Origin of the sequence: Gynurincola endophyticus (assembly GCF_003991195.1) — a bacterium.
Taxonomy (GTDB): Bacteria; Bacteroidota; Bacteroidia; order Chitinophagales; family Chitinophagaceae; genus Gynurincola; species Gynurincola endophyticus.
In genome coordinates, this window is sequence record NZ_RCWL01000011.1 from 45819 (window position 1) to 71977 (window position 26159).

Consider the following 26159-nt stretch of genomic DNA (forward strand, 5'->3'; position numbering starts at 1 on the left):
TGATTAGAAAGAAAATCTCGTTAAAATGAAACTTAAACACCTTTTCCTGATTCTTATTATCTTTTCTATGTTATCAAACAGCTGCTCTACCGGTAAAGAACAACCGATATCAAGCATTCAGCAAATACTGGATACTGCTCAAGGCCAGTTTGCCGTAGCTTATAAAAATTTAACTACCGGTGAAACGGTCTTCTTTAATGAAGATTCGGTTTTTCATGCTGCCAGCACAATGAAAACGCCCATTATGGTAGAGTTATACCGCAATGTAAGCGATGGAAAATTCACGATGAATGATTCTGTGTTAATTAAAAATGAATTTACCAGTATTGTTGACGGAAGCATTTATCAATTAGATAGCACGGCTGATTCTGAAAAGTCATTGTATCAACGTGTTGGAACTTCTACCACACTCTATGAATTAACTAAAGAGATGATTATTACCAGTAGTAACCTCGCTACAAACATTCTTATTGAGTGGGTAAAACCTGAAGCGATTAAACAAACCTTAGCTGCTGCAGGAATTGAAGATGTAAAAGTATTAAGAGGTGTAGAAGACGGTAAAGCTTATCGCGCGGGTTTGAATAATACCACTACAGCCAGAGGAATGATGTTATTCTTTGAAGCCCTGTATGAGAATAAATTTACTACTGAAGCGTACACGAAAGAAATGATCGATATTCTTGGTGAACAGAAGTTTAATGAAATCATCCCGGCTCATCTTCCCGACAATGTAAAAGTGATTCATAAAACCGGCAGTATTACCGGAGTGGTGCACGATGCCGGTGTGGTAATATTACCTGATGGAACCAGCTACTGCCTGGTATTACTTTCAAAGAAACTGGAAGATAGTGAAAAAGGCAAAGCTACTTTAGCAAATATTTCTAAAATTTTATATGAACACACGATAAGAGTTAAAAATTAATAATTAAGAATTACTCAGTTAATTGCGGCGGCGTAATATTTTCCGGAAACACATAAATAAAAACTAATGACTAAGCATTCTTAATTCATAATTATTTCGGCAGTATCGGTCGCTCCACTCTTGTAGGAGATGTTGTAATGGCTTCGAGAAACGCCATCAAGGCCTTTTTTTCGTGCTGATTGATGTCAAGCGGTTTGAGTAAGGTATCCGTTTTCGGAAACAAAGGATCCGATTTCTGGGCCTCTGTAGGGCGTGGCTGGGGCATGCCGGCAATATACATATTCAGAATACCTTCTATTTCATCAAAGAGACCATTATGCATCCATGGACGGGTACGCATCACATCTCTTAAAGAAGGTGTTCTGAACTTACCAACATCTTCCGGATCTTCTGTTACCAGATATCTTCCCAGGTCTTCATATTTCCTTCCATAGTAAGTAAGTCCGAGATTATGATATTTCTGATCTGACATCAATGGTCCGTTATGACAGTTAATACATCTGGCTTTTGTTCTGAAGAGGTGTAACCCCTCAATTTCCAGGTCTGTCATTCGCGTATACCGTCCTTCTATAAACTCATCAAAACGGCTTTTACGTGAACGGATGGTTCTTTGAAAAGTAGCGAGTGCATCCACGATTCTGTCGAGATTGATTCGCTCATCACCGTAAGCCGCTTCAAACAAAGGTTTATAGCCTTCTATTTTGGATAATTTATAACCAAGAGCAGGGGGCTCCTGATTCATTTCATGTAAAGTAGCAATTGGGTTAATCGCCTGATCTTCCAGACTTTTCGATCTTCCGTCCCAGAAAAGTTCTTTAAATAATCCGATATTCAACAATGAATTGGTATTGCGGGTACCGGGTAAATGGTCGTGACCGATTGATAAAGTTCTGCCGTCGCCCCATGAAAGGTCAGGTTCGTGGCAGGTGGCGCAGGAGATCTGATTGGAACCTGAAAGCCGGGGATCAAAGAAAAGTGTTTTTCCGAGTATGACTTTAGGGTTCGCTAATGTTTTAGCAAGATTGGAATCGCGGGGTAAAAGCCCCAGTTCTTCCCAGTTCACACCGGCATCCACCCAGGGAGCGGGCCAGTTTTTAGGATCCTGGGCGTAGAGAATACGTAAGGAGTCATTCAATACAATCACCATGCTTTTACCATCGAACTTATTGGTAAAAGCTACTCCACTCATTACCAGCATTAATACGCCGATTATAACTCCTGACTTTTTCATGTGCTTACAAAAATACGCCAAATCTAATTTGAAACAATGTTCTGGATAAACCCGGATAGCTTCTTGGGAGGATATTGCCTTCAGGCATTTTTGCCCATTGCATTCTTCCGGTAAATCCAGCAAATGTAGTCAGATTTTCGATAGGAAAGTGATATTGTATACTGAAAGCAGCATCAGTGACAGTAGCATTATTATAATAATAATCATACTTTACTACCCGATCAATAAAAGAATTTTGAATAGAACCCAGGTTTAAGAGGCTATTGGTAGGCTTTGTATACCCCCCTGTCAACTTAATATGGAAATAATTCTCATTCTTCTGATACAGAAATTTACCTGCAGTAATATTAAAAGAAGCATGATCATATTGATGATACACCCCCATAGCAGCATCCTTTCTAAACCAATCCTGGTATCGTGCGTGTAAGTTAACTTCCCATGACGGTTTATTATTCCTGTGAATCAGATCACCTATCAGAATACCATAACTATTTTTGTCATTCGTATAGTTATCAATAAACAACTTTTTATTATTATCTCTGATCTGCAAACTCTCATACGAAAGTTTAGAATACAGAACGTGTTGATTGATTTTATAGTTTAAAAATGCATTCAGGTATAATTTGTCATAGTAAACAATTCCGAACCAACTGTTTTCAAGTAGTTCAGATTCTGTTAATCGCTGGGTAACGTCTTCTTTTTCACTTTGAATATTTGCATTTAAATACAATTGCCATTTTCTTCCAAGATATGAATATGCAGCCTGAAAATTATTACCCCGGCTAGTACGGTAAAGATTACGCGCTGTAGTCCAATATAAACCATAACCGTAACCATACATCATATGATTGATATAAATCGTATCTGAAAAACGGTCCGTAAGATCTTTATTCATATAACCTACGGTAGTTTCCAGATTTTTTGCAATGACTGTTGCACCTGCAGAAATTGAGTGTTTAGGCAGAAAACGATATTCCAGGGCAGCGGTATATTCCTGGTGCTGATCAAAAATTTCCGGACGCGGGTCGATTGTACGCCATTTATTTTCAGCTTTATAATTTAGGCCAGCCATCAGATGGAATTTCGAATTGATTTCCCAATCAGCCATGCCTTTAAAATCATATTTCAATCCTCCCCATGAACCTTTTCTAAATGCATAAAAATAATAGGGAATTTCATCGCTATAGGTATATTGCATTGTATTACCTACCGAATCAGCACGGAAGTATTCAAAGTTGAAAGAACCGTAAAAACGGATACTATTCACTTTTTTCAACCCTTCACTAAAAAAATTAAGATCTCTTCTTTCAGGTGCATCCTGCGAACGATGGAAATCTCCTTTCACATTGCCGTATTGCGCAGTTATTATTCCAAAAGTATCCACCTGAAACCAGTTCATCGTCGTAATCTGGCGGAGGCTGTTTCTTTTAAACTGTTGAAAGAAATCTGTCATATCTTCTTTTGAAAGCACATCCTGAGAAAATATTGTTACAGGAAATAGCAGTAATATGACCACAATATATTTAAACATAAAATCTATTTAAAAGTAATCAGACAGCATCCTCATTCAATCAAAAGCCGACAACTCCCAATCAACTGAATATGCTATCTGATATACTTTAACTGTTCACACTAGTTTGCGAATCCGTAAGGAAGAGCCAAACTCATTGTCACAAAATCTTCCGCACTGTTATTACTATCCTGTAATACTTTTCTGCCGTTTACCACTTTTGCGGTTTTTCTCATCAATGACTGAGAACTGTACTGGCCGTCAGTCACCCATGTTGGACCGGCATCAATTTTATTATTTAATTTTCTTGCATTACGTTGTGTCGCTTCCGGATTTGGATTCAACGTTTGTACGCCATCTAATACATATTCAATCGGGATCTGATAGAACAAAGTAGTATTGGCGTCAATTACTTTCACATCAGGGGTAGCCCATTTAGGATAAGAAGTAATTACCTGAGGTAACTTATAAATTACAAAAGCATCTCTACCGGTAGCATCCATAATTAAATCTGTAGCATGTTTAATAGAGAAAATAACTACATTCGGAACATCCGGATTATCAATATCAAAATCATAAGCACCACCGTTTCTTAGATCGCCGTAATACACTTCCCAGTCGGCACCACTTAAATCAATCGTTAAAGCAGGGTCTTTTACCAATTGCTGCTCGCCATTATTTTTAACATAAGGAGCTTTATGGTTAATGGCATTTGCTGCAATAATGATGCTTTCGCCCGGTTCAATCGGGTGAGATGTACCAGAACCCGGAATCATGAAAGCAGACTCTACATAAATGTAATTTTCATATGCCGTGTTTCCCATTGCAGTAGTATTCGAAAGAGATTTAGACCAATCGAATTGTTTGTACAACGGATGTGAAGCGTCAGTAATAAAATAGCCCGGAGATAAGTCCTGTGTAGAGAATTTAGAAGCAACACCTTTCACCTGAGAGAAGTAAAGACTATCAGCATACAACACTTCATTAGAGTTATTATAAACTTCAACAAAACAATCTCTGAAGCTGGCTGCATTAGAAGTATGGCTACCTGCATAATATAATTGTTTAATCACCAGATCACCCACTTTACCAACATCCATTTTCAGATCGTAAGTAGTGCCGGGAACTGCACTTACATTCACATTATTTAATAATCCGTTAAAGTTTACAACTTCTGTACCCACTTCAATACCGGTTGCCTGAAAATATTCTTCAGCAGATAAAACAACGCTGGCAGAAATTTTATATAATCCCAATGATACTCCTCTGAAAGACGCTACACCCTGAGCATTGGTATTCTGAGTAGCATTTACTCCTAATATTTCATTTTCAATTTTCACTTGTATATTATTCAAAGGAAAATCGAATTCTTCAAATTGAACTTTTACATCAAAATCAACCGTACTGGTAGAAATATCAGTATCTTTTTTACAGGCAGTCAGCGCTACCATTAAACTTGCTACTAAATAGACTAATTTTTTCATAATTACTTAATTGTTAATTGAAGGTCCAGGCTAAAGGATGGTTGTCCGTTGTAATATCTCACAATTCTGGTATTCGGATCTACATATAGCGGACGTATGTTGAATATATTATAAGCATTGAACGACAAACGAAGCACTTCACCGATATCTTTAGACAGGCGCATGTGAATATTGTAATAAACCATATCAGGATTATGTACTCTTGTTTGTAAAGTATTATTGGCTTTCCACAGGTGCTGATACTCGGGAGACTGAGCTTCATTTTTAGTTAAAGGATAAAAATTACCGCTACGATCATAGTAGCCGTCAGGGAATTTATCTTCCAAAGGACTTTCAGTATAATTTTTCCAGAAAATTTCACCGGTAAATGTAAAGGCCATTTTTAATTTTGGAATATGCGTAATACTCGAAAGAGTAGATTTTACGTTGACTGATTTACTTTCGCTGGAAAGAAATGCAGCATACAAAGCTTTCCTGTTTTCATCAAAATTATTGGCTTCGGGGGTAACTATTCGTGGAAGATTATTCTTATAGTAGCTCTCATACCATGCGGTCGTAAGATTAAATGAAGTTAAGATGGCTTTGATTTTTTTTGTATTAATCATTATATCCATCCCTTTTGAGTGATTATACACGCCGTTACCTAAGGTGGTATAAGTTTTATAAATGTATTTGGTATCACCGTTTGCCCAATAGGTAGGTTTCGATCCCGGATTGACAGAATAGTCGTATAGCGGAACATCCAGTAATAAAAGGTTAGAAACAGAACCGAATCCATTTTCAGAAACCCTGTCAAAATAATTGACACCTATGCTGGCATAAGCGTGTTCATAACTCAATCCCAGTTCATACGATCGGCTACTATAGGGCTTGAGGTTATCTTTATTATTTTGTTCGATCACTTGTGTATATACAAGGTACAGGTATTCATTGGCGGTAGCTCCGGTCAGTTCCAGAATAGGAATATCATAATAAATATTACCCGGATAAATTTGCGACATCGAAGGCGTTTTGTAACTCAATCCCCAGGAAGCATTAAACCTTAACTTAGGTAATATTTCATAATTGGCACTTAAACGTGGTGCAGCATTAATATAACCGTTCTGCCAATCTCCTCTTAAGCCGAAATTAGCATTGAGTGTTTTACCCCATATATCTGTTCTGAACTGATTTTCAACATAAGCGCCATATGTTACCATTGCAGGCAGAATACGGAAATTGGTAGGCCGGTCGTTTACCCCTTCCTCGCTTTGAAAACGGGGTTTATCCTGATCAATAACTATTCCTTTTCCTTTATTTGCAGAATAGCTATAGTTTAAGCCATAATTGATACGATAATAAAAACTGCGGTCTGATACAGTTGTATGCATATTCAGCGTAGCATTGAGGTTTACCGGTTCACCCAATATTCTGCGATAGGCAAGATAATATCCCGGCATAATTTCACCTTCGCTGACACCGGTTTCCATTGCATAGGCAATTTTTTTAAAACTGCTGTTTAAATAATACTGGTCAAAAGATTCCTGTTGACCGATACTCACGGAAGTATTCAGTTCAATAGATTTGATCAGGGCGGTATTTAAATCTTTAGCAAAACGATTGGAGATTCTGATTGATTTATTAATAAAAGCAGAAGCTCGGTCGGAAGGGTCATCAGCATCCACCCGTCCCTGGTCTCTGGAATCCATATAATCGAGCGAGAGAGTATTTCTGATACCATTGGCTCTGGAACTTTTGATCGTCCACATAACACCTGCATTGATGCGTTCCATGGTTTTTCTGCTATTACGCGGATCGTCGTGTCCGTTCAGATAATTCAAACTGACATTCAACGCCCCCGCATTGCTTCCCAGGTTAAATCCTTTGCTGAGGGAGGTATTTAACAAGCCGCTGGTATTATTAATTCTGGCCCGTAATGCTGAATTACCGGCTTGTCGTACGATATTTACAACGCCCGAAGTATAATCTCCATATCTGGCGCTGGCTACTCCCTGAATAACTTCTATTTTTTCAATATTTTCGGTAGAAAGGCTTCTGAAATCAAATCCATCGTGTGAAAGAGCAGCTGTATATTGATTATAGATAGAGCCATTTTGAACGGTTCTGTCATCGAAAGCATTATTCCAGTGGCGGATATTGGCACCGAAACCATTCTTGGCAATGTTTAAAGATTGCATATCAGCGCCGTTATTCCAGTTTACACCGTCAACAATTACCGCAGTTCCGAAAGTATTATTCATAATAAACTCCCTGGAAACTCCGCTGGCAGCAGTAATACCGCTTCGCAACATTAAAGGATTATAACTTTGAATGGCTACACTTGACTTTAAAATGGTTTGTCCGGGTAGGTAATTTAAAATCTCGCTTACACTCACAGCCTGTGTTTGTTCAATAGCTGTACGGTCAAATATAATACTGGAGTTAGAGTTCTTATTAGCACTTTGAGTGGCGGTAACCTGTACTTGTTCAAGGCTCAGGTCATTATTCTTCAAAACGATATTCCGGATGGTACCTGCCCACGCAGCCTCTACAGTGATGTTTTTTCTTTCTTTTCCGACGTGTGAAAAATTTACAACTACTTTTTCCTGAAAAGAAGGAACATTCAAATAAATAATACCTGAATTATTTGCCACTGCTGATATTTCCCAGGGGTAAAGGGTAGCAGTAGTAAAGTTGAGGGTTTGTCCTTTTTCATCAAGAACACGAAATGCCAATGTATTTTTTGTTTGAGCATTTAGGGTAAAAGATGTACAGGAACCTATAAAAAGGAGTGCTATCAGTTGCAAAAATTTCATCAGCCCGTTTCTTAGAGGCTGCAAAGTTGAGTTAAATCAAGTCAGAAACATTTACGATATCAGGAAAAAACGATTTTTTATGACAATAATATTACAATGCAGCACGGGGGGGGAATCAATCAGATAAACAAAAAGCCCGCTCCAAAACCGAGCGGGCTGATATTATAACAGTAAAGAAATTACTTAACCACCACAATACCTGTTGCAGTTAATCTGATTTCTTTTTTAGGTTCTTTGATAGCCTCGATTTCTTCTTTTGATTTTTTAGCATCTTCGGCATAGTGTTTTAACTCTGCTACAGATGTTTCTAAAACAGTGGCTTCACCGTCGATTACCACAGTTTTACCGATCATATCTAAAGGAACGAAGAAAGCATAACCTTTCATTTTCACGAAAGCTTCAGTACCGTCGTCTACTTTTAATTTCACCCAGCAACCTTTTTTAGGACAAACATCCAGTACGGTAGCTGTCACTTTTGTTTTGATAGATTCTTCTTTCGGAACCTCTTTCAACAAACCAGGCAGAGTTGCAATATCTACTGCGTTTTGAGTAGTGGTTGCCTTATCGCCGTATACTTTACCCGGAGTTGCTTTACCTTCCGGTGGTTGAGCTTGTGCACCTAAAAAACTACATACAACTAGGGAAAAGGCTAACAATTTTTTCATGTTTATAAATTTTGATCGCTGGTAAAAATTTTGTATCTTAAATAGTATATACCTGTTATTTTAGGTACCTTTCAGCCAACGAAGTTAAATATTCTAATTCTACAAACACCTGTTTTTCAGAATTGAAGCGAAAATTTTACAATTTTTTGAAAAAAAGTCGCTTATTTCTTCATTTTAAGTAGATTATCACTACCTTTGCAAACTCTTAAAAAGGGTACATCATGGATTACCGTCGTAATTTTGACATTGCGTTTGTTGGTTTAAAGCCCGGAGTTCATGAGTTCAACTACGAGTTGAACGATGAGTTCTTTCTAAGTTTTCATGAAGTAGACTTTAGGAATACGGCTGCCAAAGTCAAAGTGATGCTGGATAAACACCACAATTTCATGCAGTTAAAGTTTGAAGTGGGTGGAACAACAGAAGTTACTTGTGACCGGTGCGGAAACGACCTGCCAATAGAATTGTGGGATGAATTTAATCTGATTGTGAAATTGGTAGAAGAGCCTGAAAAAATGAACGAAGAAGAGGAAGATCCGGATATTTTTTATATCAGTAAAGGAGAAAGCCATCTTCACCTCGCTCCCTGGCTCTACGAATTTGTCATCTTATCCATTCCGATGCAGAGAATGTGTGGGGAAGATGAAAAAGGAAAGTCGAAATGTAATCCTGAAGTATTAGCCAAATTGAATAATTTTAAAGCGGCTGATGAACAACAGACAAACCCGATATGGAAGGGTTTAGACCAGTTTAAAGACTTAAACGATTAACAAAAAGTATATTCTAAAACATAGCTATAAAATTTGAGTTATGCCGAATCCAAAAAGAAGACACTCTCAACAAAGAGGTGCGAAGAGAAGAACTCACTACAAAGCTGAGAAAGTGACTTTAAGCAAAGACAGCACTACCGGCGAAATCCACGTGCGTCACAGAGCTCACGTTAGTGAAGGTAAATTGTATTATAAAGGAAAAGTGGTAGCTGAAGTATCACCTATTAAGTAATCCTTTTTTAATATAAACCTGCATTGCCGGATGAGAATTGGTTTAGATATTATGGGCGGAGACTTCGCTCCTAGCGAAGCAATTAAAGGAATTAAACTGTATTTATCTGAATCTGTTAATCCGGCTATGCTGGTATTGACTGGTGACGAAGCACAGGTAAGGCCTCTGTTAGAAGAATTTGAAATTCCTTCTGATAAGGTTCAGCTTGTTCATGCCCCTCAGGTAGTGGATATGCACGAGCATCCTACCAAAGCATTGAAAGAAAAGCCGCAGTCATCTATCAACGTCGGCTTTCACTTGCTCGCAAGCGGAAAAACCGATGCCTTCATCAGTGCCGGCAACACCGGTGCTATGTTAGTAGGTACCATGTACTCCATCAAACCTATTGAAGGAGTTACACGTCCCACCATTTCTACCGTTTTACCGAAAGAAAATGGCCAATTAGGTTTGTTGCTCGATGTCGGCTTAAATGCAGACTGTAAACCCGAGCACCTGAACCAGTTTGCAATTCTTGGTTCACTATATGCCAAACATATTCTGGGTATCGATCAACCCCGGGTTGGATTGGTGAATATTGGTGAAGAAGAAGGTAAAGGAAATATTCTTGCGCAGGCTACTTATCCCCTCCTCAAAGAAAACAAACTCATCCACTTCATAGGAAATGTTGAAGGAAGAGACCTTTTCTTAGACAAAGCCGATATCATGTTATGTGATGGATTTACCGGTAATATTATTCTTAAACTGGCTGAATCTATTTACGATATCACTAAAGAAAAAGAGATCAAACACGAATACTTCGATCAGTTTAATTATGAAAACTACGGCGGTACACCGATTCTGGGTGTTTCCAAGCCCGTAATCATTGGTCACGGTATCTCAAAAGCTTTAGCATTCAATAACATGATTAAACTGGCAGAGAAGTTGGTACAAACCGATTTACCGTCTACCATCAAAGAAAGCTTTAAAACACTCGCTGATCAATAGCCTGACTCATTCATGAGCATTCCTACCCTGAACTAAAAGGTTTTATAATCTCCAATATTTCGGTAGAATGCAGATTTCTCGTAGCTATATCACAACGGGCTTATTGTTCGTGGGCGTTATCGCCGGTTTCGTATTGTTAAACTATACCATTCCGGTTATCCCCTATTTGTTGTACTTCAGTTTTCCGGTCAGCACCCTGTTGTTCTGGTTGTTTCTTTGTTTGCTCTATTATACCGGCATGCGAATTCAGGGATTTCAATACTTCTCACATAACCCCGTTTATGTACTACTTATTTTGTTATTGGTTTCATTAAAAGTTACTATTCCCGCCGGATTCTTCTCTGTAAAATTCATACATGACCCACATTGGCAAACAGTCTTCAAAAAATGTATTCATTGGGGATACAAGGCAGTTATTCCGGTTACGCTCTATATGGTTTGGAGATTTTACCTTCACAAACCTAAAAAACTTTCACCGGTTAAAAACAACCAGCAGCTACTCATTATAGCCTTTGTAATCGTTTTTATTCCGGTTCTTTTCTATCTGAAGCAACAACCAGCCTTTCAGATAGCTTATCCCAAATTAAAAGCAATAGCCGGGTTAAAAGATCAGACAGGTTATTGGTTATATGCTTTCACTTTCGAAACTTTTTACTTACTCGATTTTGTAACGATAGAAGTTTTATTCAGAGGACTGCTTTTGCAGTTTTTTTTACACTACAAAAAAGCGCGTGATTATATTATTCCGATGGCATTGGTGTACGGAGCGATTCATTTAGGAAAACCATTATTGGAATGTATCAGTTCTTTTTTCGGAGGGTTGTTACTTGGGTATTTAACTTACCGTACAAATGAAATTTATCAGGGTATTCTGATTCATGTATACATCGCTCTTGCGATGGAGTTAATAATGTTATTCTAAAAAAACTACAAACCGATAAGCCGGATTCTGTTCCTCCAATTAATTGGAAGTGGTTATCATTTATCTGGGTTGCACATTACTGTACAACTCTAGCTGCCTACCCACCCAGTGAATTGCAAAGCAATACGGAACGAGCAGCTCCTGCACTGGTATACATGGCATTTCAGCATGCAAGGTTTACCCACAATATTTATTACTAAATATCATCGTAGGCTCTTACCCTACGTTTTCACCTTTTCCCCCACGGATGGAGGTAGTTATTTTCTGTGGCACTCGCTGTATGAATATTTCTATCCACCCCGGTCGTTAACCGGTGCATTTACTCTATGCTGTCCGGACTTTCCTCCCTCCTGAAATATCAGGAGAGCGATAACCTGGTTTGTAGTTTTACAAAGTTAAGAAGACTATTTTTAATATTGGAAGAAGATCTCCGTTGCCCCGAAACCGTAGGCCGGGTGATATCTGTTGACAAAGTGCTTTACTTCCTTTTTAGTACGCAATACCTCGTGAATTTCATCACGCAGTTTTCCGGTTCCCACGCCATGAATAGCAATAAACATCGGTAAATGGTGCGCGATAGCCAGTTCAAGGTATTTCTCAAACGTATCCAGCTGTAAAGTCATTTTTTCAAAATTATCCAATACATCCGGATCAGGAGTAAGATTTTCAATGTGCAGATCAATATTCTGACGGGCAGGTTCTAAATATTGCCTGCCTTTTGAAGCATCATATACTTTTACTTTGAATCCTTTGTTCATTAAAGAACTCATATCTAACCCCTTATCTTCTTCAAAAGGTTTATCAGGATATTCATCAAACAGTTTGTAAGAGAATGTAGGTTCACCTTTTTTCTGAAGCTGTTCAATCTGTTTGAATACCTGCTTGGGTTTCAGTTTCAGGTGAGCTTCATGGTGAGCAGCTTTTTGTTTACTTGACTCTTTCAAAGAAAATTCAAAGTTGAATGCCGGAGAATCGTTCAGATTCTCAAAGTCTATATCATGAATGTAAAAGTCTTCAAAAGCGATCACTTCATTATTCAATTCAAAATGAGTTTCTCCGAAATAATCTAATTGATAAGTAAACTTAAAATGATCGTTCGTTTTGTTAATCAGGTGAATTTTCAGGCGGTCAACAACATCATCACCAAATTCATCTTCTACAAAAACGGGGATAAAGGTTAACCAAACACCGTCAGCTTCTTTCCGGATAATTTTTTTGTTTTCGCGCGGAATATGATCAATGTATTGTTTTTCAACCTTTTTTTTGTCCTGAACCAGTTTTTTCTCCGTAAACCATTTAAAATATGGGAAATCGAGCTGATCTGTATAAGCAGGAAACTTCACCCCACGCACTTCCACAATCACCATTTTTTCATCGATGATTTCAATTACTTCTCCTTCCTCATTTGAGAGTCTGACCACTACTTTATCGCCTACTTGAAATTTCATTCTGCAAATATAAATAATATCATCGTCTGTTCGGTGCAGACATCAGACAGATGATAATATTTATGATTTCATCGATCCTGTTTCAAGATACCGTATGTGCCATGTAAAAGCCTCGGAAAGAATATGTGGCGTTTGTCCGCCTCTCACTTCACCGGCGCGGTTAAAATAATCGAGTAATGCTTCTTTATAGTCAGGGTGTGCACAGTTTTCAATAATTGTAACGGCTCTCTCACGGGGCGCTAATCCGCGTAAATCGGCATAACCCTGGTCTGTTACCAGAATATCTACGTCGTGCTCATTATGGTCTACATGCGGAACCATCGGCACAACATGCGACAACCGGTTTGATTTTGATGCTGCCTGACAAACAAATACACTCAGGTAGGAGTTTCGTGCAAAATCTCCGGAGCCTCCGATTCCGTTCATAATATGGGTTCCGCTTACGTGCGTAGAGTTTACATTTCCGTAAATGTCAAATTCAAGAGCTGTATTGATGGCAATTACTCCCAATCGACGGATAATACCAGGTGAATTGCTTAAATTCTGCGGGCGGAGAAGAATTTTTTCGCGGTAAGTATCCAGATTATCCATGACTTTCTGATAACATTCTTTTGACACGGTAATTGAAGATGCAGAAGCAAACTGCAATTTTCCTGAGTCAATCAACTCGAAAGTAGAGTCTTGCAACACTTCCGAATACATAGTAAGGTCATAAAAATTAGAATCTTTAAAGCCGGTGAGCACAGCATTGGCTACTTTTCCGATACCAGCCTGCAAAGGCAATAACCGGTCAGTTAACCTGCCTGCTTTTACTTCTTCCTCAAAAAAGCGGGTAAGATGTTGTGAGATTGCGATTGTTTTTTCGTCAGGTACTGCAATATCTGCCGGAGAATCCTGAATATCAGTAAAAACAATAGCTACAATTTTTTCGGGATCAACCGGAATGGTAGTTCTTCCCACACGTACTCCTGGGGCAATTACCGGAATATAATTGCGGTGAGGATAGTTCTCCGGTAAAAAGATATCATGAACTCCTTTAATACTTTCGGGAATGGATATATTAACTTCCAGAATGATTTGTTTAGCTAATGCAGCAAAAGAAACAGAGTTTCCAACTGAGGTAGTTGGTATAAGACTACCGTCTTCTTCGATTGCCGCTACTTCAATAATCGCAATGTCAATATCACCGATGTATCCGCCATGCACCAATTCGGCCGTTTCACTCAGGTGTTGATCAGTAAATAATACTTCGCCTTTATTAATAGCAGTTCGTAATGTTTTATCTACCTGAAAAGGCATTCTTTTATGTAAAACCTTTGCCTCGGTTAATTTAGCATCGGTATCATGCCCTAAAGAAGCGCCAGAAATCAGCGTGATCTTCAACGGTTCTTTTTTGGCTCTTTCGGCTAATGCCGGTAATACCACTTTACTATCTCCGGCTTTTGTAAAACCGCTTGTACCAACGATCATTTTATCCTTAAACAATTTTGCTGCTTCTTCTCCTGTCGTTACTTTATCCAAAAGCTGAGAGATCTTAATCCTGTTATTCATAAAAGAATCGTTATAAAAAAGAGAGTTAAAAATAGGTTTACCAAAGTAGCCATTGTGACTGAGAAACTTATTCAAAATTAATTAAAACATTAGCTATCAAAGTTTTTTTATTGATTGTAAGCGGTAAACATGATAACAATCATGTTTGAGTGATTGTCTTATTTAAATCATTTATAATAAAAATCTTAGGTATAAGATTTGGATAGATGATTCAAAATAAACTTCATGAGAACCTTACCTATAACAGTTAAACGATCTATTGAATTGTTAGGATTAGTGCTGCTCTTTTTTGTATTTTATGTGGGGCAGAGTATAATTATGCCACTGTTAATGGCTTTTTTCATCAGTTTAATGTTATTACCCGTTTACCGGTTTCTGAAAAGGCTGCGCATTCCGGAGATTATTGCAATTGTTTTGTCCATATTTTTTGCCATTCTGATCATTCTGGTAATCGCAGGTTTTTTTAGCTGGCAGGTAGGTTTACTTGTACAGGATTTTCCCCAACTCAAACAAAACTTTATTGCACATTGGGATAACCTCAGTGCCTGGATTCAGGAGAAGTTCAACATCAGCAGTACAGAACAGGGCGAAATGCTGAAAGAACAGAGTCAGAAATTACTCGACAATACAAGTTCTGTTTTAAGTGGAGCTATGGTTTCGCTTACGGGAATTTTTGTATTCATCGGTCTTATTCCTATCTATACCTTTCTGATACTGTTTTATAAAAACATGATTTTAAGATTCATTTTTTTATGGTTTAACAGAGACGATCATGAAACTGTTGAATGTGTTTTAAGAGAAAGTGAAGTGATGGTAAAAAGTTATCTGATCGGTTTATTGATTCAGGTAACTTACATGACACTTTTACTGGGAGGAATTCTTTTGGTGATCGGAATAGACCATGCACTTTTAATTGCTATTCTTTTTGCAGTGCTGAATCTCATTCCTTATGTGGGGGCACTGGTGGGTAATATCCTCGGTGTATTAATTACCCTGAGTTCTTCGAACCAGTTGTGGCATGTAGCCGCCGTACTGATAGCTATTACAGTAGTGCAATTTCTCGACAACAATATTCTGATGCCGAAAATAGTAGGATCAAAAATTAAAATCAATGCGCTGGTTTCTATATTAGGAGTGGTTGTGGGTGGAACTTTAGCTGGTGTATCAGGTATGTTTTTGTCGCTACCGATTATTGCATTGATCAAAATCGTTTTTGACCGTACAGATCAGTTTAACCATTGGGGCATGTTATTGGGAGATGAGCGCCCTAAATTAAGTCCGATGTCGAATTATGTGGTTCGTTTACGTAACCGGCATGTTCGCAAAAAGGGATCAGAAGGTGAGATTGATTAAAGATACTATATAAGAGAATTGATATAAGTGGCAATTTCGTCGGGATGAATAACTCTGTCGATTGCCACTTTTTCTATTGCCTGTTTAGGCATATATGGCACTTCAGCAGTCTCAGGATCCTGTACCATACAAATACCACCTCTGTCTTTCAGATAAATCAAACCTTCTACCCCATCTGCATTTGCACCCGACAATAAGATTCCGGTAGCAGAATGGCGGAATAAATCAGCAGCCGATTCAAACGTGATATCGATGGCTGGCCTGCAAAAGTGAATTTTTTCTGAAACGTCGAGCGAAAAAGTAAAATCTTTTTCAATCAATACATGATAATCAGCGGGAGCTACATAAACGGTTTGAACAAGCAGCGGGTCTTTATCAGAAATTTCAATGACAGGCCATTTGGTGCGTGATTGCAACAGAGGGGTAAGCAGGTCGTCTGCTGCGGCTTTTCGGTGCATGATAAAAACAATACTTACGTTTGCGTTAGATTTCAATTGAGCAACCATAGATAACATTACATGCAACGAACCGGCAGAACCTCCTATTACCACAAGATGTGATGGTATGCTTAGGATAGTTTTTTCCATATTTTCTCTTTGCCTACATGTTGATAACGTTTATAAACATCCACATACTTTAAAGCTTCTTTACTTCCCAGTGCCAGATATCCCCCTACCTCAAGACTGGCATCGAAAAGACGTATAGCCCTGTCTTGCAACTGCTTTTCAAAATAGATCAGTACGTTTCTGCAAAGTATTAACTGAAACTCATTAAACGATCCGTCTGATACCAGGTTATGCGTAGAGGTCACTAACCTTTGTACGAGAAACTTACTGAATTTAACATTATCGTAATTGGCAGTATAATAATTTGAAAAATCGAATTTTCCTCCTGAGTTGATATAGTTCTCAGAATACAGTTTCATATGTCTGAGCGGATATATACCTTTTGATACAGTTTCCAGTACCTGTGCATTTAAATCGGTAGCGTATAATAAGCTTTTCTCCAACAATCCTGCTTCGTGCAATAAGATGGCCATAGAATAAACCTCTTCACCTGTGGCGCATCCTGCATGCCAGATTTTAATGAACGAGTGATGTGCTATATTAGGGAGTACGTCCTCGCGCAGAGATCGAAAGAACTTGGGATCACGGAACATTTCCGTAACGTTTACCGTTATCTCTTCTACAAAACGAAGAAAGTATACTTCGTCTAATTTGATACGGTTTCTGAAAGAGTTAAAATTGGCAAAATTATCTAAATTAATTAATCTCAAAATCCTTCTTTTCATAGAAGCTTTTGAGTATTCAGTAAAATCGTATCCGTACCAATCGCTAATATCTCTCAGCAATTGAAATATTTCTTCATCCTTTATGTCAAACTTTCTTGAATACATTACAAAAATTGATCAATCTGTTTAAAAAGTTCTGTGACATCTACGGGCTTAGAAATATAATTATCGGCTCCGGCATTTAAGCATCTTTCTCTGTCTCCTACCATTGCCTGGGCTGTAACAGCGATAATGGGTACTGTTTTATATTTTTCTATTTCTCTAATTTTCGGTAACGCTTCATATCCATCCATAACCGGCATCATCATATCTAGTAAAATTATGCCTATATCATCCCGCTGGTTCAGAATTACAAAAGCTTCTTTCATATCTGAAGCGGAAATGCTTTCATAATGCCTTGATCTCAATACCGCACTTAATGCGAATATGTTTCTGGAATCATCATCAATGATCAAAATCACTTTGTTACTCATTGTTCACTTATTTTATTGAATCGTATAACCAAACTCTCAATAGGGACAGTAATTGGTCTATATCCACCGGTTTACTAATATAATCGGATGCACCTGCATTCATACATTTCTCACGGTCACCAGCCATAGCCTTTGCCGTCACAGCAATAATGGGTACTTTTTTGTACGTTTGGTTATTTCTTACTCTTCGTGTAGTTTCATATCCATCCATTTCGGGCATCATCATATCCATTAATACGATATCGATGTCATTTCGTTCGTTTAACACATCCAGCGCTTCTTTACCATTCACTGCCGAAACAACATTCATATCCACTCCTTCCAGTGCTTTCGTTAATGAGAAGATATTTCTTACATCATCATCGGCAATGAGTACATTTTTATTCTGCAAAACATCTTTCAATTTACCTTTCCGCTGTACTTTCGATGTTTTTTCACTTTTCTCAGCCACCAGGTGTAAGAATAAAGAAACCTCATCTAACACACGCTGATAGGATTGTGCAGTTTTAATCACAATGGAAGAAGAATATTGCTTCAATCTTAATTCTTCGGTTTTAGAAAGATTTTTACCGGTAAAAATAATGATCGGAATCAATCCGAAAGAAACCATTCCTTTTAATTCATCCAGAATAGAATAGGTTTGTTGTGAAGGACTGTCTAAGTCGAGCACAATACAATTAATACCATTTTGCTTTAATTGCAATTTCGCGTTTTCAGGGGTCGGGCTGATCACCACTTTTACATCAAGAGATTCCAGGTAATAAGCCAATGCACGTGCGTGTTGTATATTATCTTCAATAATCAATACTTTATCCGGTTTATGACTGTTGAAAACCTCAATCTGTTTGAAAATATCCTGTATTTTTTCAATAGAAACCGGCTTGTTGATAAAGTTGATCGCACCTTTACTGATCGACTGATACTTGGCATCATGGCTCGACATCATATGTACCGGAATATGCTTGGTAGCCGGATTACCTTTCAACTCTTCCATGATTTCCCAACCGTCTTTCAACGGTAGTTGGATATCGAGTAGAATTCCGTGCGGTTGGTACTGCTCAGCCAGTTTGGTAGCTTCCTCACCGCTTACGGATATAATACCTTTATACCCATTCTGACGGGTAAAATTGAGGAGTGATTTAGCAAATGGCGTATCATCTTCCACAATCAAAATAACTCTGTCATTAATCTCAATAGCGTCACGGTCATCTTCTATCGCTACCGGAATACGCTGTGCAATCAATCTTTGATTTTTGAATGCGTCTTCGTCTTTATTCAAATCACTTTCGGTTACTTCTCCTTTGATCAGTTTAGTTAAAAGCTCTTCTTCCGCAACTATTTTGTCGGCAACGCTTTTATTGATCGGAATCGTTATGGTAAATATACTTCCTTTGCCCGGAGTCGATTCCAGCTGAATTTCTCCTTTTAATAATTTAGCCAGTTCACGACTGATAGATAGTCCAAGTCCGGTTCCACCATATTTTCTTCTGGTAGATCCGTCTTCCTGTTGAAATGCTTCAAAGATAATATTTTGTTTTTCAGGGATAATACCGATTCCTGAATCAGTTACGGCAAATGAGATATGATCGTTTTTACCTTCACTTACTTTCGCTTCCAGTTTTACATAACCCTCTGCAGTAAATTTCAGGGCATTTGAAATCAGATTTTTTAATATCTGCTCCAGCCTCATTTTATCAGTATCTAATAAAGCCGGTAGCGAAGCATCTAATTCAAGATAAAAATTCAGATCCTTTTCTTTAGCGATCGGATCGAACAACGAGCGCATATCTTCTAAGATTTCCTGTACCGGAACCGATTGATAAACCAGATCCATTTTACCTGCTTCTATTTTTGAAAGATCGAGTATTTCATCAATCAAGGCAAGTAAACCCTGTCCTGAACCATGAATCACCTGTGCATACTCCACCTGTTCCAGTGTTAAGTTTTTAACGGTATTCTCTACCAATAAACGGCTCAGCAGTAAAATAGAATTTAAAGGAGTTCTCAGTTCATGCGACATATTAGCAAGGAACTCAGATTTATAACGGGTACTTTGTTCAAGTTCTTCAGCTTTCCTTTGAATTTCAAGATTACGTTCAAATACCAGCTGATTTTTTTCTTCCAGCATTTTCGCTCTTTGCTCTAACGTTTCATTTACTTCTATGAGCTCTTCCTGTTGCACACGTAATTCTTCTTCGGAAGCCTGTAATTTTTCAGTTTGTGCTTCTAACTCAGAGTTGATGTTCTCCAACTCATTATGTTGAGCTTGTAATTCTTCGGCCTGCGATTGAGTTTCCTCAAACAACTCCTGTAGTTTCTTCCTGTTTTTAATGCCGTTTACAGTTGTTCCTATATTACTACGAATATCATTGAAAAACGCCATGGCTTTTTCAGAGAATGGTTTTACTGATCCGATCAACAAAACGCCTTCTACTCTTCTCTCGTGCTGGAAAGGGATTACCAGCAAGTGTGCCGGCACCAGATTTCCGCTACCGACCGGAATCACTACATTTTCTCTGGGAATATCTTTTAAATGAATCACCTGATTTTTTCTGATGGCTTCATACAGCAACCCTGACTTTTGTGTTAACAGCATTTTAGTAGCAACATCTTCTACTCCGTATCCTGCACAATATACCAGCTGCCTGTTTTCGTCTAACTGATAGAAATTACCCAATACAGAATCAGTATATTCTACTACATAATCAATCACTTTTCTGCTGAGCACTTCCATTTCGTATTCACCCAGCATGGCATCATTTAAATGAGTAACTCCTGTTTGCAGCCATTCTCTGTCAGATAGTGCATTAAAAGAGTTTTCTAAACTTTTAGCCATTCTGTTAATGGCAATAGAAACATTACCTAATCCGTCTTCACCCTGATCTTGCGCCCTTGTAGAATAATCTCCTTCTGAAATTTTATTAGCAATGTCGCGGATAACGTTAATACGATGCGTGATATCCGCATCCTTCTCTTCAAGTGCCCGCTGCATTTTAGAACGGCTTTCAAATTCTAACATCGTTCTTCTGAATGAAACAACGGTAATTAAAATAGATATAAGAGAAGCTAAAACTATAATAATCGGTGTATAAGTAGCGAATGCCTTTAAGCGCGCATCTCTTCTGTTAAGGAGTTGCAGTTCATCCTGTTTCATGATACCGATATAGGTACGTATATTGTCCATCATCTCTTTACCCAACAATAGCTGATGATGCAATTCATCATTTTTAGTACCGTACAATTCGATGTTATTTTTCAGAAAACGAACTCTTTCTGTCACCAGGCCTTTTAACGTATCTGCTCTGAATACCTGAATGGGATTGTCTGCCACCAAACTTTTTAACGCAGTGGTTTCCACACTAATTTCTTCCAGCGCCTGATCAAAAGGTTTTAAAAAAGTTTGGTTACCGGTCAGTAAATATCCACGCTGACCGGTTTCGGCATCCTTCGCCAGTGAAAGGATATTATCCAGTTTCGATAATACTGTCATTGTATGATTTACCCTATCGGTACTTGTAAGCAGGGTTTGTATACTGATATACGACGCTATTGATGCAATCAATAACAAGACTATCGAAGTACTATAACTGATAATAAGATTTCTACGAAAAGACTTCATATTTTTTTATTAAGGCAATTTAACATTAGACTTTTTGAGCAACCGGCAACAGAATATGAAAAGTGGTTCCGATACCTTCTTTACTCTCCACAAATACTTTTCCTTTATGGTTCTCAATAATTTTTTTCACGATAGCCAGACCGATTCCGGTACCTTCATATTCTTCTTTCGAGTGTAACCGTTGAAAGATAGAAAATATTTTCTCTTTATACACTTCATTAAATCCGATTCCATTATCTGCAAAAGATAAACATACATAATTACCATTCTCATCTTCCGGTGCATCCGGTTGTAATACATCTACTCTTTTGTGTGTAATATCGAGTATCAAAGGAATATCTTGTTTGGCAAATTTCAATGCATTCGATAGAATATTTTGAAAGATCTGTCTGATCTGCGGCTCCAGCACATCTATCACCGGAAGCTGCTGCCACCGGATAATAGCTTCTTTTTCTTTAATCAGCAATTCCATATCTATCATTATACCTTCCATGATCACATTCAGGTCTACCGGTTTAAAAGCATTTTCAATTGAAAGCTTTGAATAACTCAATACGTCAGTAATGAGGTTACTCATCCGGTTTGATGAACGCATAATCCGTTGCATATAATCTTTGGCATCATGGTTATCGGCCAGAAATTTTGAAGTAATCAGATTGCCGAACACCTGTATTTTACGAAGCGGTTCTTTCAGATCATGAGAAGCCACATAAGCGAATTGCTGTAACTCATGATTAGACACTTCTAATTCATGGTTGATTTGCTGTAATTCTTTCGTTCTTTCCTGTACTCTTTGTTCCAGAATCTGATTCATCATTTTCTGTTCATGAATGTCTGTAAACATCCCAACCCACTTCAAAATTTCATCATTCTTTTTTACAGGAGTCAACGATAAAAGATGATGACGATACGTTTCAGCATTTTTAAGTGCGATAGTTACGTCATAAACCGATGCCTGCTCATTTGTTAGTGTAAGATCAATCAGCTGACGAACAGATTTTTCTCCTTCTGCTGTTTTCGGAAATTCATCTTCATTTCCGGAATAAAGAAACCAGAAATGATTGACGAATTCAATTTCGCCCGCAGTATTTAAAGTAAAGGCAATTTGAGGGATAGAAGCCAGCACTGATCTGAGTTCTTCAACACTTTGATTCAATCGTTCCTGTGCAGCTTTTCTTTGTTCAACTTCCTGCAATAATGTATGATGGATTTCATTCAACTCACGTGACTGCATACTCAGGCGATAAAAGGTTTTCACCTTCATGAGCAAAATATCCGGATCAAAAGGCTTGGTAATATAATCCATCGCCCCTGAATCATATCCTTTTGCAATAAAAGTTTTATCAGTATTTACTGCCGAAAGAAAAATAATAGGAATATCTTTTGACTTGCTGAAACCGGTTACTGCTTCTGCTACCTCAAAACCATCCATATCCGGCATCTGTACGTCCAGAATAATAACAGTGTAATCATTTTTTAAAATTTTCAACAATGCCTCTTCTCCGGAAGTTGCCGTGTCAACCTGAAAATGGTTCAGCACCAACAACTGCTTAAGGGAATATATATTCTCCTGACGATCATCAACTAGCAGAATCATACTCAAATATATTTCAAATAAATATATCACCTGTGTAGAAAAAAATCCCCGATATGGGGATTTTTATTTTATCTCGTAAATTCTCCGTTTATCTCTATTTCAACCTCATCGCTAATCATTGGCGGTGGAAATTTAGCACCGATATTAAAGTCGGAGCGTTTAATTTTTCCGTCTGCTTTGAACCCTGCCGTCATCTTTTTATTCATTGCGTTCTCTACCATTCCATTATACTTTACTTCCAGCTTAACTTCTTTGGTAATTCCGTGCATCGTCAGGTTTCCGGTCACTTCTAATTCGTCTTTTCCTTTTTTCTTAACTGCGGTACTTACAAAATCAATTGACGGATATTTTTCTGCATCAAAAAAATCCGGGCTTTTCAAATGATCATCGCGCATTTTTACGCGCGTATCAATCGAAGCTACTTTTGCAGAAAACTTAAAAACGGCATCTGTAAAGTCTTCTTTATTGGTTTGAATTTCGATATCAAAATCCTTAAAATGCCCTGAAACTTCTGAAATACCTAAGTGTGTTACTTCGAAAACCACTTCAGCGTGGGCTTTATCAACCTTCCACGTATCCACTACAATAAAAGAGGTGGCGGCAATAAACAGAGTCAACAAAAAGTAATAATAGCTTTTCTTCATAATACTTGAGTTTTATTGAATTATAAATTTCCTTTATATAGACTACGGTCTGTTAATTTAAAGCTTTATGAATTGAGTCAATTCAGACAGTTACACTATTATAAAATTAAAACCAAGGTATATGCGAATTACGAAATCCGGGCCAGGTACCGGCAAAGCATAAAAAAAGCGAATCAGATTGATTCGCTGGTATTTATTTTTTCTTCGCTTTTTTAGCGGTGCCGGAGGCTTTTTTTGAAGTTTTCTTTTTTGCGGAACTTTTTTTCTCAGTAGCGGCTTTTTTAGCTGCTGCTTCTTTTTCTTCCTCTTTTTGTAGCTTAATATTAAACTTCACAACGTCCCAATATTCTTTACCGTAATCTACGAAGATCTCACTTCCTTTTGGAATATCTTTTTTTGCAACGATAAATACACGTTTTCCTTCCTCGTGGTATGCTGCATTATTGCTGATACCTTTCACTTTTGAGATGCCTTTTGCATCATTGGCATATCTGGCAATAGCTTCAGGATCTCCCATTGCATCGATTACAGTATTTCGGGTGATATAGTAAATATATCCATTGAATCCTTCCTTTGGTTCGGCTTCTTTCCAGCTAGAAACTTTTCCTTTATACTCTACAATAAATGCTCCTTTAGGAATGAATATTTTTGTAAATAATCCTTTTCCTGCTCCGGGCAATGTTGATTTCTTTACGACTAATTGACTATCCAATAATTCCATGATACGTTTTTTCGAGGGCGTGAAGATAGGCAAAAACAATTAACAAATAACTCCTGCATGAATAGTTTAACCAAAACAATACAATTTATACTTTACCATAAAAAAACTGCCCCACAACAAAGTTGGGGGCAGCACTTAATTTTATAAATTTTACTTACTACCAGAATCGGGCATACAACGCACCGATAATCATTAACGTTATAACGATTAAAGCAATGGTAGCCGGTTTCAATTTGAACATAGAAGCATCCAGGTCTAATGCCTTAGGATTAACTTTCGGACCAGCTAAACTCACGATGACCATTAACGACACGGTGAAGAAGAAAGACCATCCCATACTGATAAGGAAAGGAATTTCAACAATTGTCTGAACATTGCCATCAATTAACTTCTCATACTGATAAGCAGTGTACAATAAAGTTTCTTTTCCGAAAATATCTACTGCAAAACTGTTGAAGAACACCGACATCAGAAAACCTGTCAGAATACCCACTATGGCTGCTGTACCGGTTGTTCTTTTCCAGAAGAAGCCCAGAATAAACAACGCGAAGATACCCGGAGAAATAAAGCCGGTATATTTCTGAATAAAGGTGAAACCGCCTTCTCCGCCGATACCTAAAGTATCATTCCAGGTAAACAGGATAGACACCAGTAATGCTACCACTACTGTCATTCTTCCTACCCACACCATTTTCTTTTCGGTAGCTTCTTTATCAAAAAAGCGTTTGTGAATATCCAGCGTGTAAATAGTGGATATACTGTTTAATTTTCCCGCTAACGAAGCAACGATCGCGGCCGTTAAAGCAGCAATTGACAAACCTTTTAAACCTTGCGGTAAGAAAGCAAGAATAGCTGAATAAGCACCATCTTTACCACCCGACATTTCCGGTAAATGACCGTTTTTATAAAGTACCCAGGCAGCAATACCCGGCAGCATTACAATAATAGGCATCATCAGTTTTAAAAATCCTGCGAACAAAATACCGTTACGGGCAGTGGTTAAATCAGCCCCTAAAGCTCTTTGAGTAATATATTGATTACAGCCCCAATAGTTCAGGTGAACAATCCACTGGCCTGCAAAATACATAGCGATACCCGGTAAAATCACATACTTCTGAATTTCCGTATTCAAAGGATCTGTGATAGTAGCCACATTTACGGCCGGCTTGTCCAGCATAAGTTTAAAGTGTTCAGGTGAATCCTGCAACAGGGCATTGAAACCTGCCAGCACATCTCTTCCCAATCCGAACTTTTCACTTACAATCGTTAATGCGAAATAAGTAGTGGCCAAACCTCCGATAATCAGCACTGCCACCTGTATTACATCAGTATAACCGATTACTTTCATACCACCCAGTGTAATGATCAGGGCACAAAATGCCAGAATAATCATCAATATGTGCAGGTATTCTCCACCTAATAATCCATTAATGGCAACAGCACCGAGGTAAAGAATTGAAGTAAGATTTACAAAGATGTAAAGGAATAACCAGAAGATAGCCATGATCAGGGCAACGGTTTCATTATACCGTTGTTTCAGGAACTGAGGCATTGTGTATATCTTGTTCTTCAGATAAATCGGAATAAAATATACTGCGATAATAATAAGTGCGATAGCAGCGATCCACTCATAGGCAGCTACGGCAATACCCACAAAAAAGCCATCTCCGCTCATACCGATAAACTGTTCTGCAGAAATGTTAGAAGCGATCAGGGAAGCCCCGATTGCCCACCAGGTCAGTGAACCTTCTGCTAAAAAGAAGTCTTTAGTATCAAGCGTTGCTTTTTGTTTTTTCTTATAGATCCAGTACCCATAAGAACCTACTACGATAAAATAGAGGAGAATAATAATGTAATCAATCGTCTGAAGACTAGTGTTCATATGCAGCTTTTTACAGTTTTGTTTTGGATTGAGGGTTAAAAAATACAATCGGTTGCACTAAGTTAAGG

21 protein-coding genes and 1 other RNA gene are annotated in these 26159 nt (G+C 38.0%); 6 read left to right on the top strand and 16 right to left on the bottom strand.

Features of this window, described 5'->3' with window-relative positions:
* Positions 1-25 precede the first annotated feature (25 nt).
* A complete protein-coding gene (locus D9O48_RS17200) occupies positions 26-922 on the top strand; it encodes a serine hydrolase (protein WP_126974235.1) in 897 nt (298 codons plus the stop codon).
* A gap of 91 nt (positions 923-1013) precedes the next feature.
* Here the strand turns inward: D9O48_RS17200 and D9O48_RS17205 are convergent, their stop codons facing one another.
* From D9O48_RS17205 to D9O48_RS17225, 5 genes are all read right to left on the bottom strand, one after another.
* A complete protein-coding gene (locus D9O48_RS17205) occupies positions 1014-2153 on the bottom strand; it encodes a cytochrome-c peroxidase (RefSeq protein ID WP_199750610.1) in 1140 nt (379 codons plus the stop codon).
* Between the two features lie 4 nt (positions 2154-2157).
* On the bottom strand, positions 2158-3684 hold the full coding sequence (locus D9O48_RS17210) for a DUF6850 family outer membrane beta-barrel protein (RefSeq protein ID WP_126974236.1): 1527 nt from the start codon (positions 3682-3684) through the stop codon (positions 2158-2160).
* A 101-nt stretch (positions 3685-3785) separates the two neighbouring features.
* Positions 3786-5147, bottom strand: coding sequence for a DUF4876 domain-containing protein (locus tag D9O48_RS17215; protein ID WP_126974237.1), 1362 nt, complete (start codon positions 5145-5147; stop codon positions 3786-3788).
* A gap of 2 nt (positions 5148-5149) precedes the next feature.
* The gene (locus tag D9O48_RS17220; RefSeq protein ID WP_126974238.1) at positions 5150-7942 is read right to left on the bottom strand and encodes a TonB-dependent receptor plug domain-containing protein; all 2793 of its coding nucleotides are present in this window, start codon (positions 7940-7942) and stop codon (positions 5150-5152) included.
* 179 nt (positions 7943-8121) lie between these two features.
* Positions 8122-8607 (bottom strand): DUF4920 domain-containing protein, encoded by a 486-nt coding sequence (locus D9O48_RS17225; RefSeq protein ID WP_126974239.1) that lies wholly within the window; start codon positions 8605-8607, stop codon positions 8122-8124.
* A gap of 221 nt (positions 8608-8828) precedes the next feature.
* On the opposite strand from D9O48_RS17225, the gene D9O48_RS17230 reads away from it, so the two are divergent.
* The 4 genes from D9O48_RS17230 (at position 8829) to D9O48_RS17245 (ending at position 11512) form a co-directional block, all read left to right on the top strand.
* A complete protein-coding gene (locus D9O48_RS17230) occupies positions 8829-9374 on the top strand; it encodes a YceD family protein (protein ID WP_126974240.1) in 546 nt (181 codons plus the stop codon).
* A gap of 40 nt (positions 9375-9414) precedes the next feature.
* Entirely contained in the window at positions 9415-9606 is a 192-nt protein-coding gene (gene rpmF / locus D9O48_RS17235; protein WP_126974241.1) for a 50S ribosomal protein L32, read from the top strand.
* Between the two features lie 30 nt (positions 9607-9636).
* Positions 9637-10590 (top strand): phosphate acyltransferase PlsX, encoded by a 954-nt coding sequence (gene plsX, locus D9O48_RS17240; protein WP_126974242.1) that lies wholly within the window; start codon positions 9637-9639, stop codon positions 10588-10590.
* 67 nt (positions 10591-10657) lie between these two features.
* Entirely contained in the window at positions 10658-11512 is an 855-nt protein-coding gene (locus D9O48_RS17245; RefSeq protein ID WP_126974243.1) for a CPBP family intramembrane glutamic endopeptidase, read from the top strand.
* Here the strand turns inward: D9O48_RS17245 and rnpB are convergent.
* The 3 genes from rnpB to D9O48_RS17260 form a co-directional block, all read right to left on the bottom strand.
* Positions 11513-11898, bottom strand: an RNA gene (gene rnpB / locus D9O48_RS17250) — RNase P RNA component class A.
* A gap of 24 nt (positions 11899-11922) precedes the next feature.
* The gene (locus D9O48_RS17255) at positions 11923-12960 is read right to left on the bottom strand and encodes a Smr/MutS family protein (RefSeq protein WP_126974244.1); all 1038 of its coding nucleotides are present in this window, start codon (positions 12958-12960) and stop codon (positions 11923-11925) included.
* 60 nt (positions 12961-13020) lie between these two features.
* Entirely contained in the window at positions 13021-14511 is a 1491-nt protein-coding gene (locus tag D9O48_RS17260; RefSeq protein WP_126974245.1) for a succinate CoA transferase, read from the bottom strand.
* A gap of 225 nt (positions 14512-14736) precedes the next feature.
* Here D9O48_RS17260 and D9O48_RS17265 point away from each other — a divergent pair, with 225 nt between their 5' ends.
* A complete protein-coding gene (locus D9O48_RS17265; RefSeq protein ID WP_126974246.1) occupies positions 14737-15864 on the top strand; it encodes an AI-2E family transporter in 1128 nt (375 codons plus the stop codon).
* A gap of 5 nt (positions 15865-15869) precedes the next feature.
* Here the strand turns inward: D9O48_RS17265 and D9O48_RS17270 are convergent, their stop codons facing one another.
* The 8 genes from D9O48_RS17270 to D9O48_RS17305 all read right to left on the bottom strand — a co-directional run bounded on the left by D9O48_RS17270 (position 15870) and on the right by D9O48_RS17305 (position 26091).
* On the bottom strand, positions 15870-16451 hold the full coding sequence (locus tag D9O48_RS17270) for a chemotaxis protein CheB (RefSeq protein WP_126974247.1): 582 nt from the start codon (positions 16449-16451) through the stop codon (positions 15870-15872).
* Complete coding sequence (locus D9O48_RS17275; protein WP_126974248.1) at positions 16433-17260, bottom strand: CheR family methyltransferase; 828 nt, start codon at positions 17258-17260, stop codon at positions 16433-16435. Before D9O48_RS17275 ends, D9O48_RS17270 begins: the two co-directional genes overlap by 19 nt.
* Positions 17260-17628, bottom strand: a complete 369-nt coding sequence (locus tag D9O48_RS17280; RefSeq protein WP_126974249.1) for a response regulator — start codon at positions 17626-17628, stop codon at positions 17260-17262. The genes D9O48_RS17275 and D9O48_RS17280 overlap by 1 nt, the downstream gene beginning before the upstream one ends.
* 7 nt (positions 17629-17635) lie before the next feature.
* Positions 17636-21247, bottom strand: a complete 3612-nt coding sequence (locus D9O48_RS17285; RefSeq protein WP_126974250.1) for a response regulator — start codon at positions 21245-21247, stop codon at positions 17636-17638.
* 25 nt (positions 21248-21272) lie between these two features.
* On the bottom strand, positions 21273-22844 hold the full coding sequence (locus D9O48_RS17290; protein ID WP_126974251.1) for a response regulator: 1572 nt from the start codon (positions 22842-22844) through the stop codon (positions 21273-21275).
* Positions 22845-22912: 68 nt separating this feature from the next.
* Positions 22913-23488: a YceI family protein gene (locus tag D9O48_RS17295; RefSeq protein ID WP_126974252.1), complete on the bottom strand. Its 576-nt coding sequence runs from the start codon at positions 23486-23488 to the stop codon at positions 22913-22915.
* A gap of 193 nt (positions 23489-23681) precedes the next feature.
* A complete protein-coding gene (locus tag D9O48_RS17300) occupies positions 23682-24209 on the bottom strand; it encodes an SET domain-containing protein (RefSeq protein WP_126974253.1) in 528 nt (175 codons plus the stop codon).
* A 157-nt stretch (positions 24210-24366) separates the two neighbouring features.
* The gene (locus tag D9O48_RS17305) at positions 24367-26091 is read right to left on the bottom strand and encodes a sodium:solute symporter family transporter (RefSeq protein ID WP_126974254.1); all 1725 of its coding nucleotides are present in this window, start codon (positions 26089-26091) and stop codon (positions 24367-24369) included.
* Between the last annotated feature and the right edge of the window lie 68 nt (positions 26092-26159).

Excerpts from the sequence above, each read along its gene's own strand:
- D9O48_RS17200 (WP_126974235.1), top strand. The coding sequence starts at position 26 with ATGAAACTTAAACACCTTTTCCTGATTCTTATTATCTTTTCTATGTTA.
- D9O48_RS17205 (WP_199750610.1), bottom strand. The coding sequence starts at position 2,153 with ATGAAAAAGTCAGGAGTTATAATCGGCGTATTAATGCTGGTAATGAGT.
- D9O48_RS17210 (WP_126974236.1), bottom strand. The coding sequence starts at position 3,684 with ATGTTTAAATATATTGTGGTCATATTACTGCTATTTCCTGTAACAATA.
- D9O48_RS17215 (WP_126974237.1), bottom strand. The coding sequence starts at position 5,147 with ATGAAAAAATTAGTCTATTTAGTAGCAAGTTTAATGGTAGCGCTGACT.
- D9O48_RS17220 (WP_126974238.1), bottom strand. The coding sequence starts at position 7,942 with ATGAAATTTTTGCAACTGATAGCACTCCTTTTTATAGGTTCCTGTACA.
- D9O48_RS17225 (WP_126974239.1), bottom strand. The coding sequence starts at position 8,607 with ATGAAAAAATTGTTAGCCTTTTCCCTAGTTGTATGTAGTTTTTTAGGT.
- D9O48_RS17230 (WP_126974240.1), top strand. The coding sequence starts at position 8,829 with ATGGATTACCGTCGTAATTTTGACATTGCGTTTGTTGGTTTAAAGCCC.
- rpmF (WP_126974241.1), top strand. The coding sequence starts at position 9,415 with ATGCCGAATCCAAAAAGAAGACACTCTCAACAAAGAGGTGCGAAGAGA.
- plsX (WP_126974242.1), top strand. The coding sequence starts at position 9,637 with ATGAGAATTGGTTTAGATATTATGGGCGGAGACTTCGCTCCTAGCGAA.
- D9O48_RS17245 (WP_126974243.1), top strand. The coding sequence starts at position 10,658 with ATGCAGATTTCTCGTAGCTATATCACAACGGGCTTATTGTTCGTGGGC.
- D9O48_RS17255 (WP_126974244.1), bottom strand. The coding sequence starts at position 12,960 with ATGAAATTTCAAGTAGGCGATAAAGTAGTGGTCAGACTCTCAAATGAG.
- D9O48_RS17260 (WP_126974245.1), bottom strand. The coding sequence starts at position 14,511 with ATGAATAACAGGATTAAGATCTCTCAGCTTTTGGATAAAGTAACGACA.
- D9O48_RS17265 (WP_126974246.1), top strand. The coding sequence starts at position 14,737 with ATGAGAACCTTACCTATAACAGTTAAACGATCTATTGAATTGTTAGGA.
- D9O48_RS17270 (WP_126974247.1), bottom strand. The coding sequence starts at position 16,451 with ATGGAAAAAACTATCCTAAGCATACCATCACATCTTGTGGTAATAGGA.
- D9O48_RS17275 (WP_126974248.1), bottom strand. The coding sequence starts at position 17,260 with ATGTATTCAAGAAAGTTTGACATAAAGGATGAAGAAATATTTCAATTG.
- D9O48_RS17280 (WP_126974249.1), bottom strand. The coding sequence starts at position 17,628 with ATGAGTAACAAAGTGATTTTGATCATTGATGATGATTCCAGAAACATA.
- D9O48_RS17285 (WP_126974250.1), bottom strand. The coding sequence starts at position 21,247 with ATGAAGTCTTTTCGTAGAAATCTTATTATCAGTTATAGTACTTCGATA.
- D9O48_RS17290 (WP_126974251.1), bottom strand. The coding sequence starts at position 22,844 with ATGATTCTGCTAGTTGATGATCGTCAGGAGAATATATATTCCCTTAAG.
- D9O48_RS17295 (WP_126974252.1), bottom strand. The coding sequence starts at position 23,488 with ATGAAGAAAAGCTATTATTACTTTTTGTTGACTCTGTTTATTGCCGCC.
- D9O48_RS17300 (WP_126974253.1), bottom strand. The coding sequence starts at position 24,209 with ATGGAATTATTGGATAGTCAATTAGTCGTAAAGAAATCAACATTGCCC.
- D9O48_RS17305 (WP_126974254.1), bottom strand. The coding sequence starts at position 26,091 with ATGAACACTAGTCTTCAGACGATTGATTACATTATTATTCTCCTCTAT.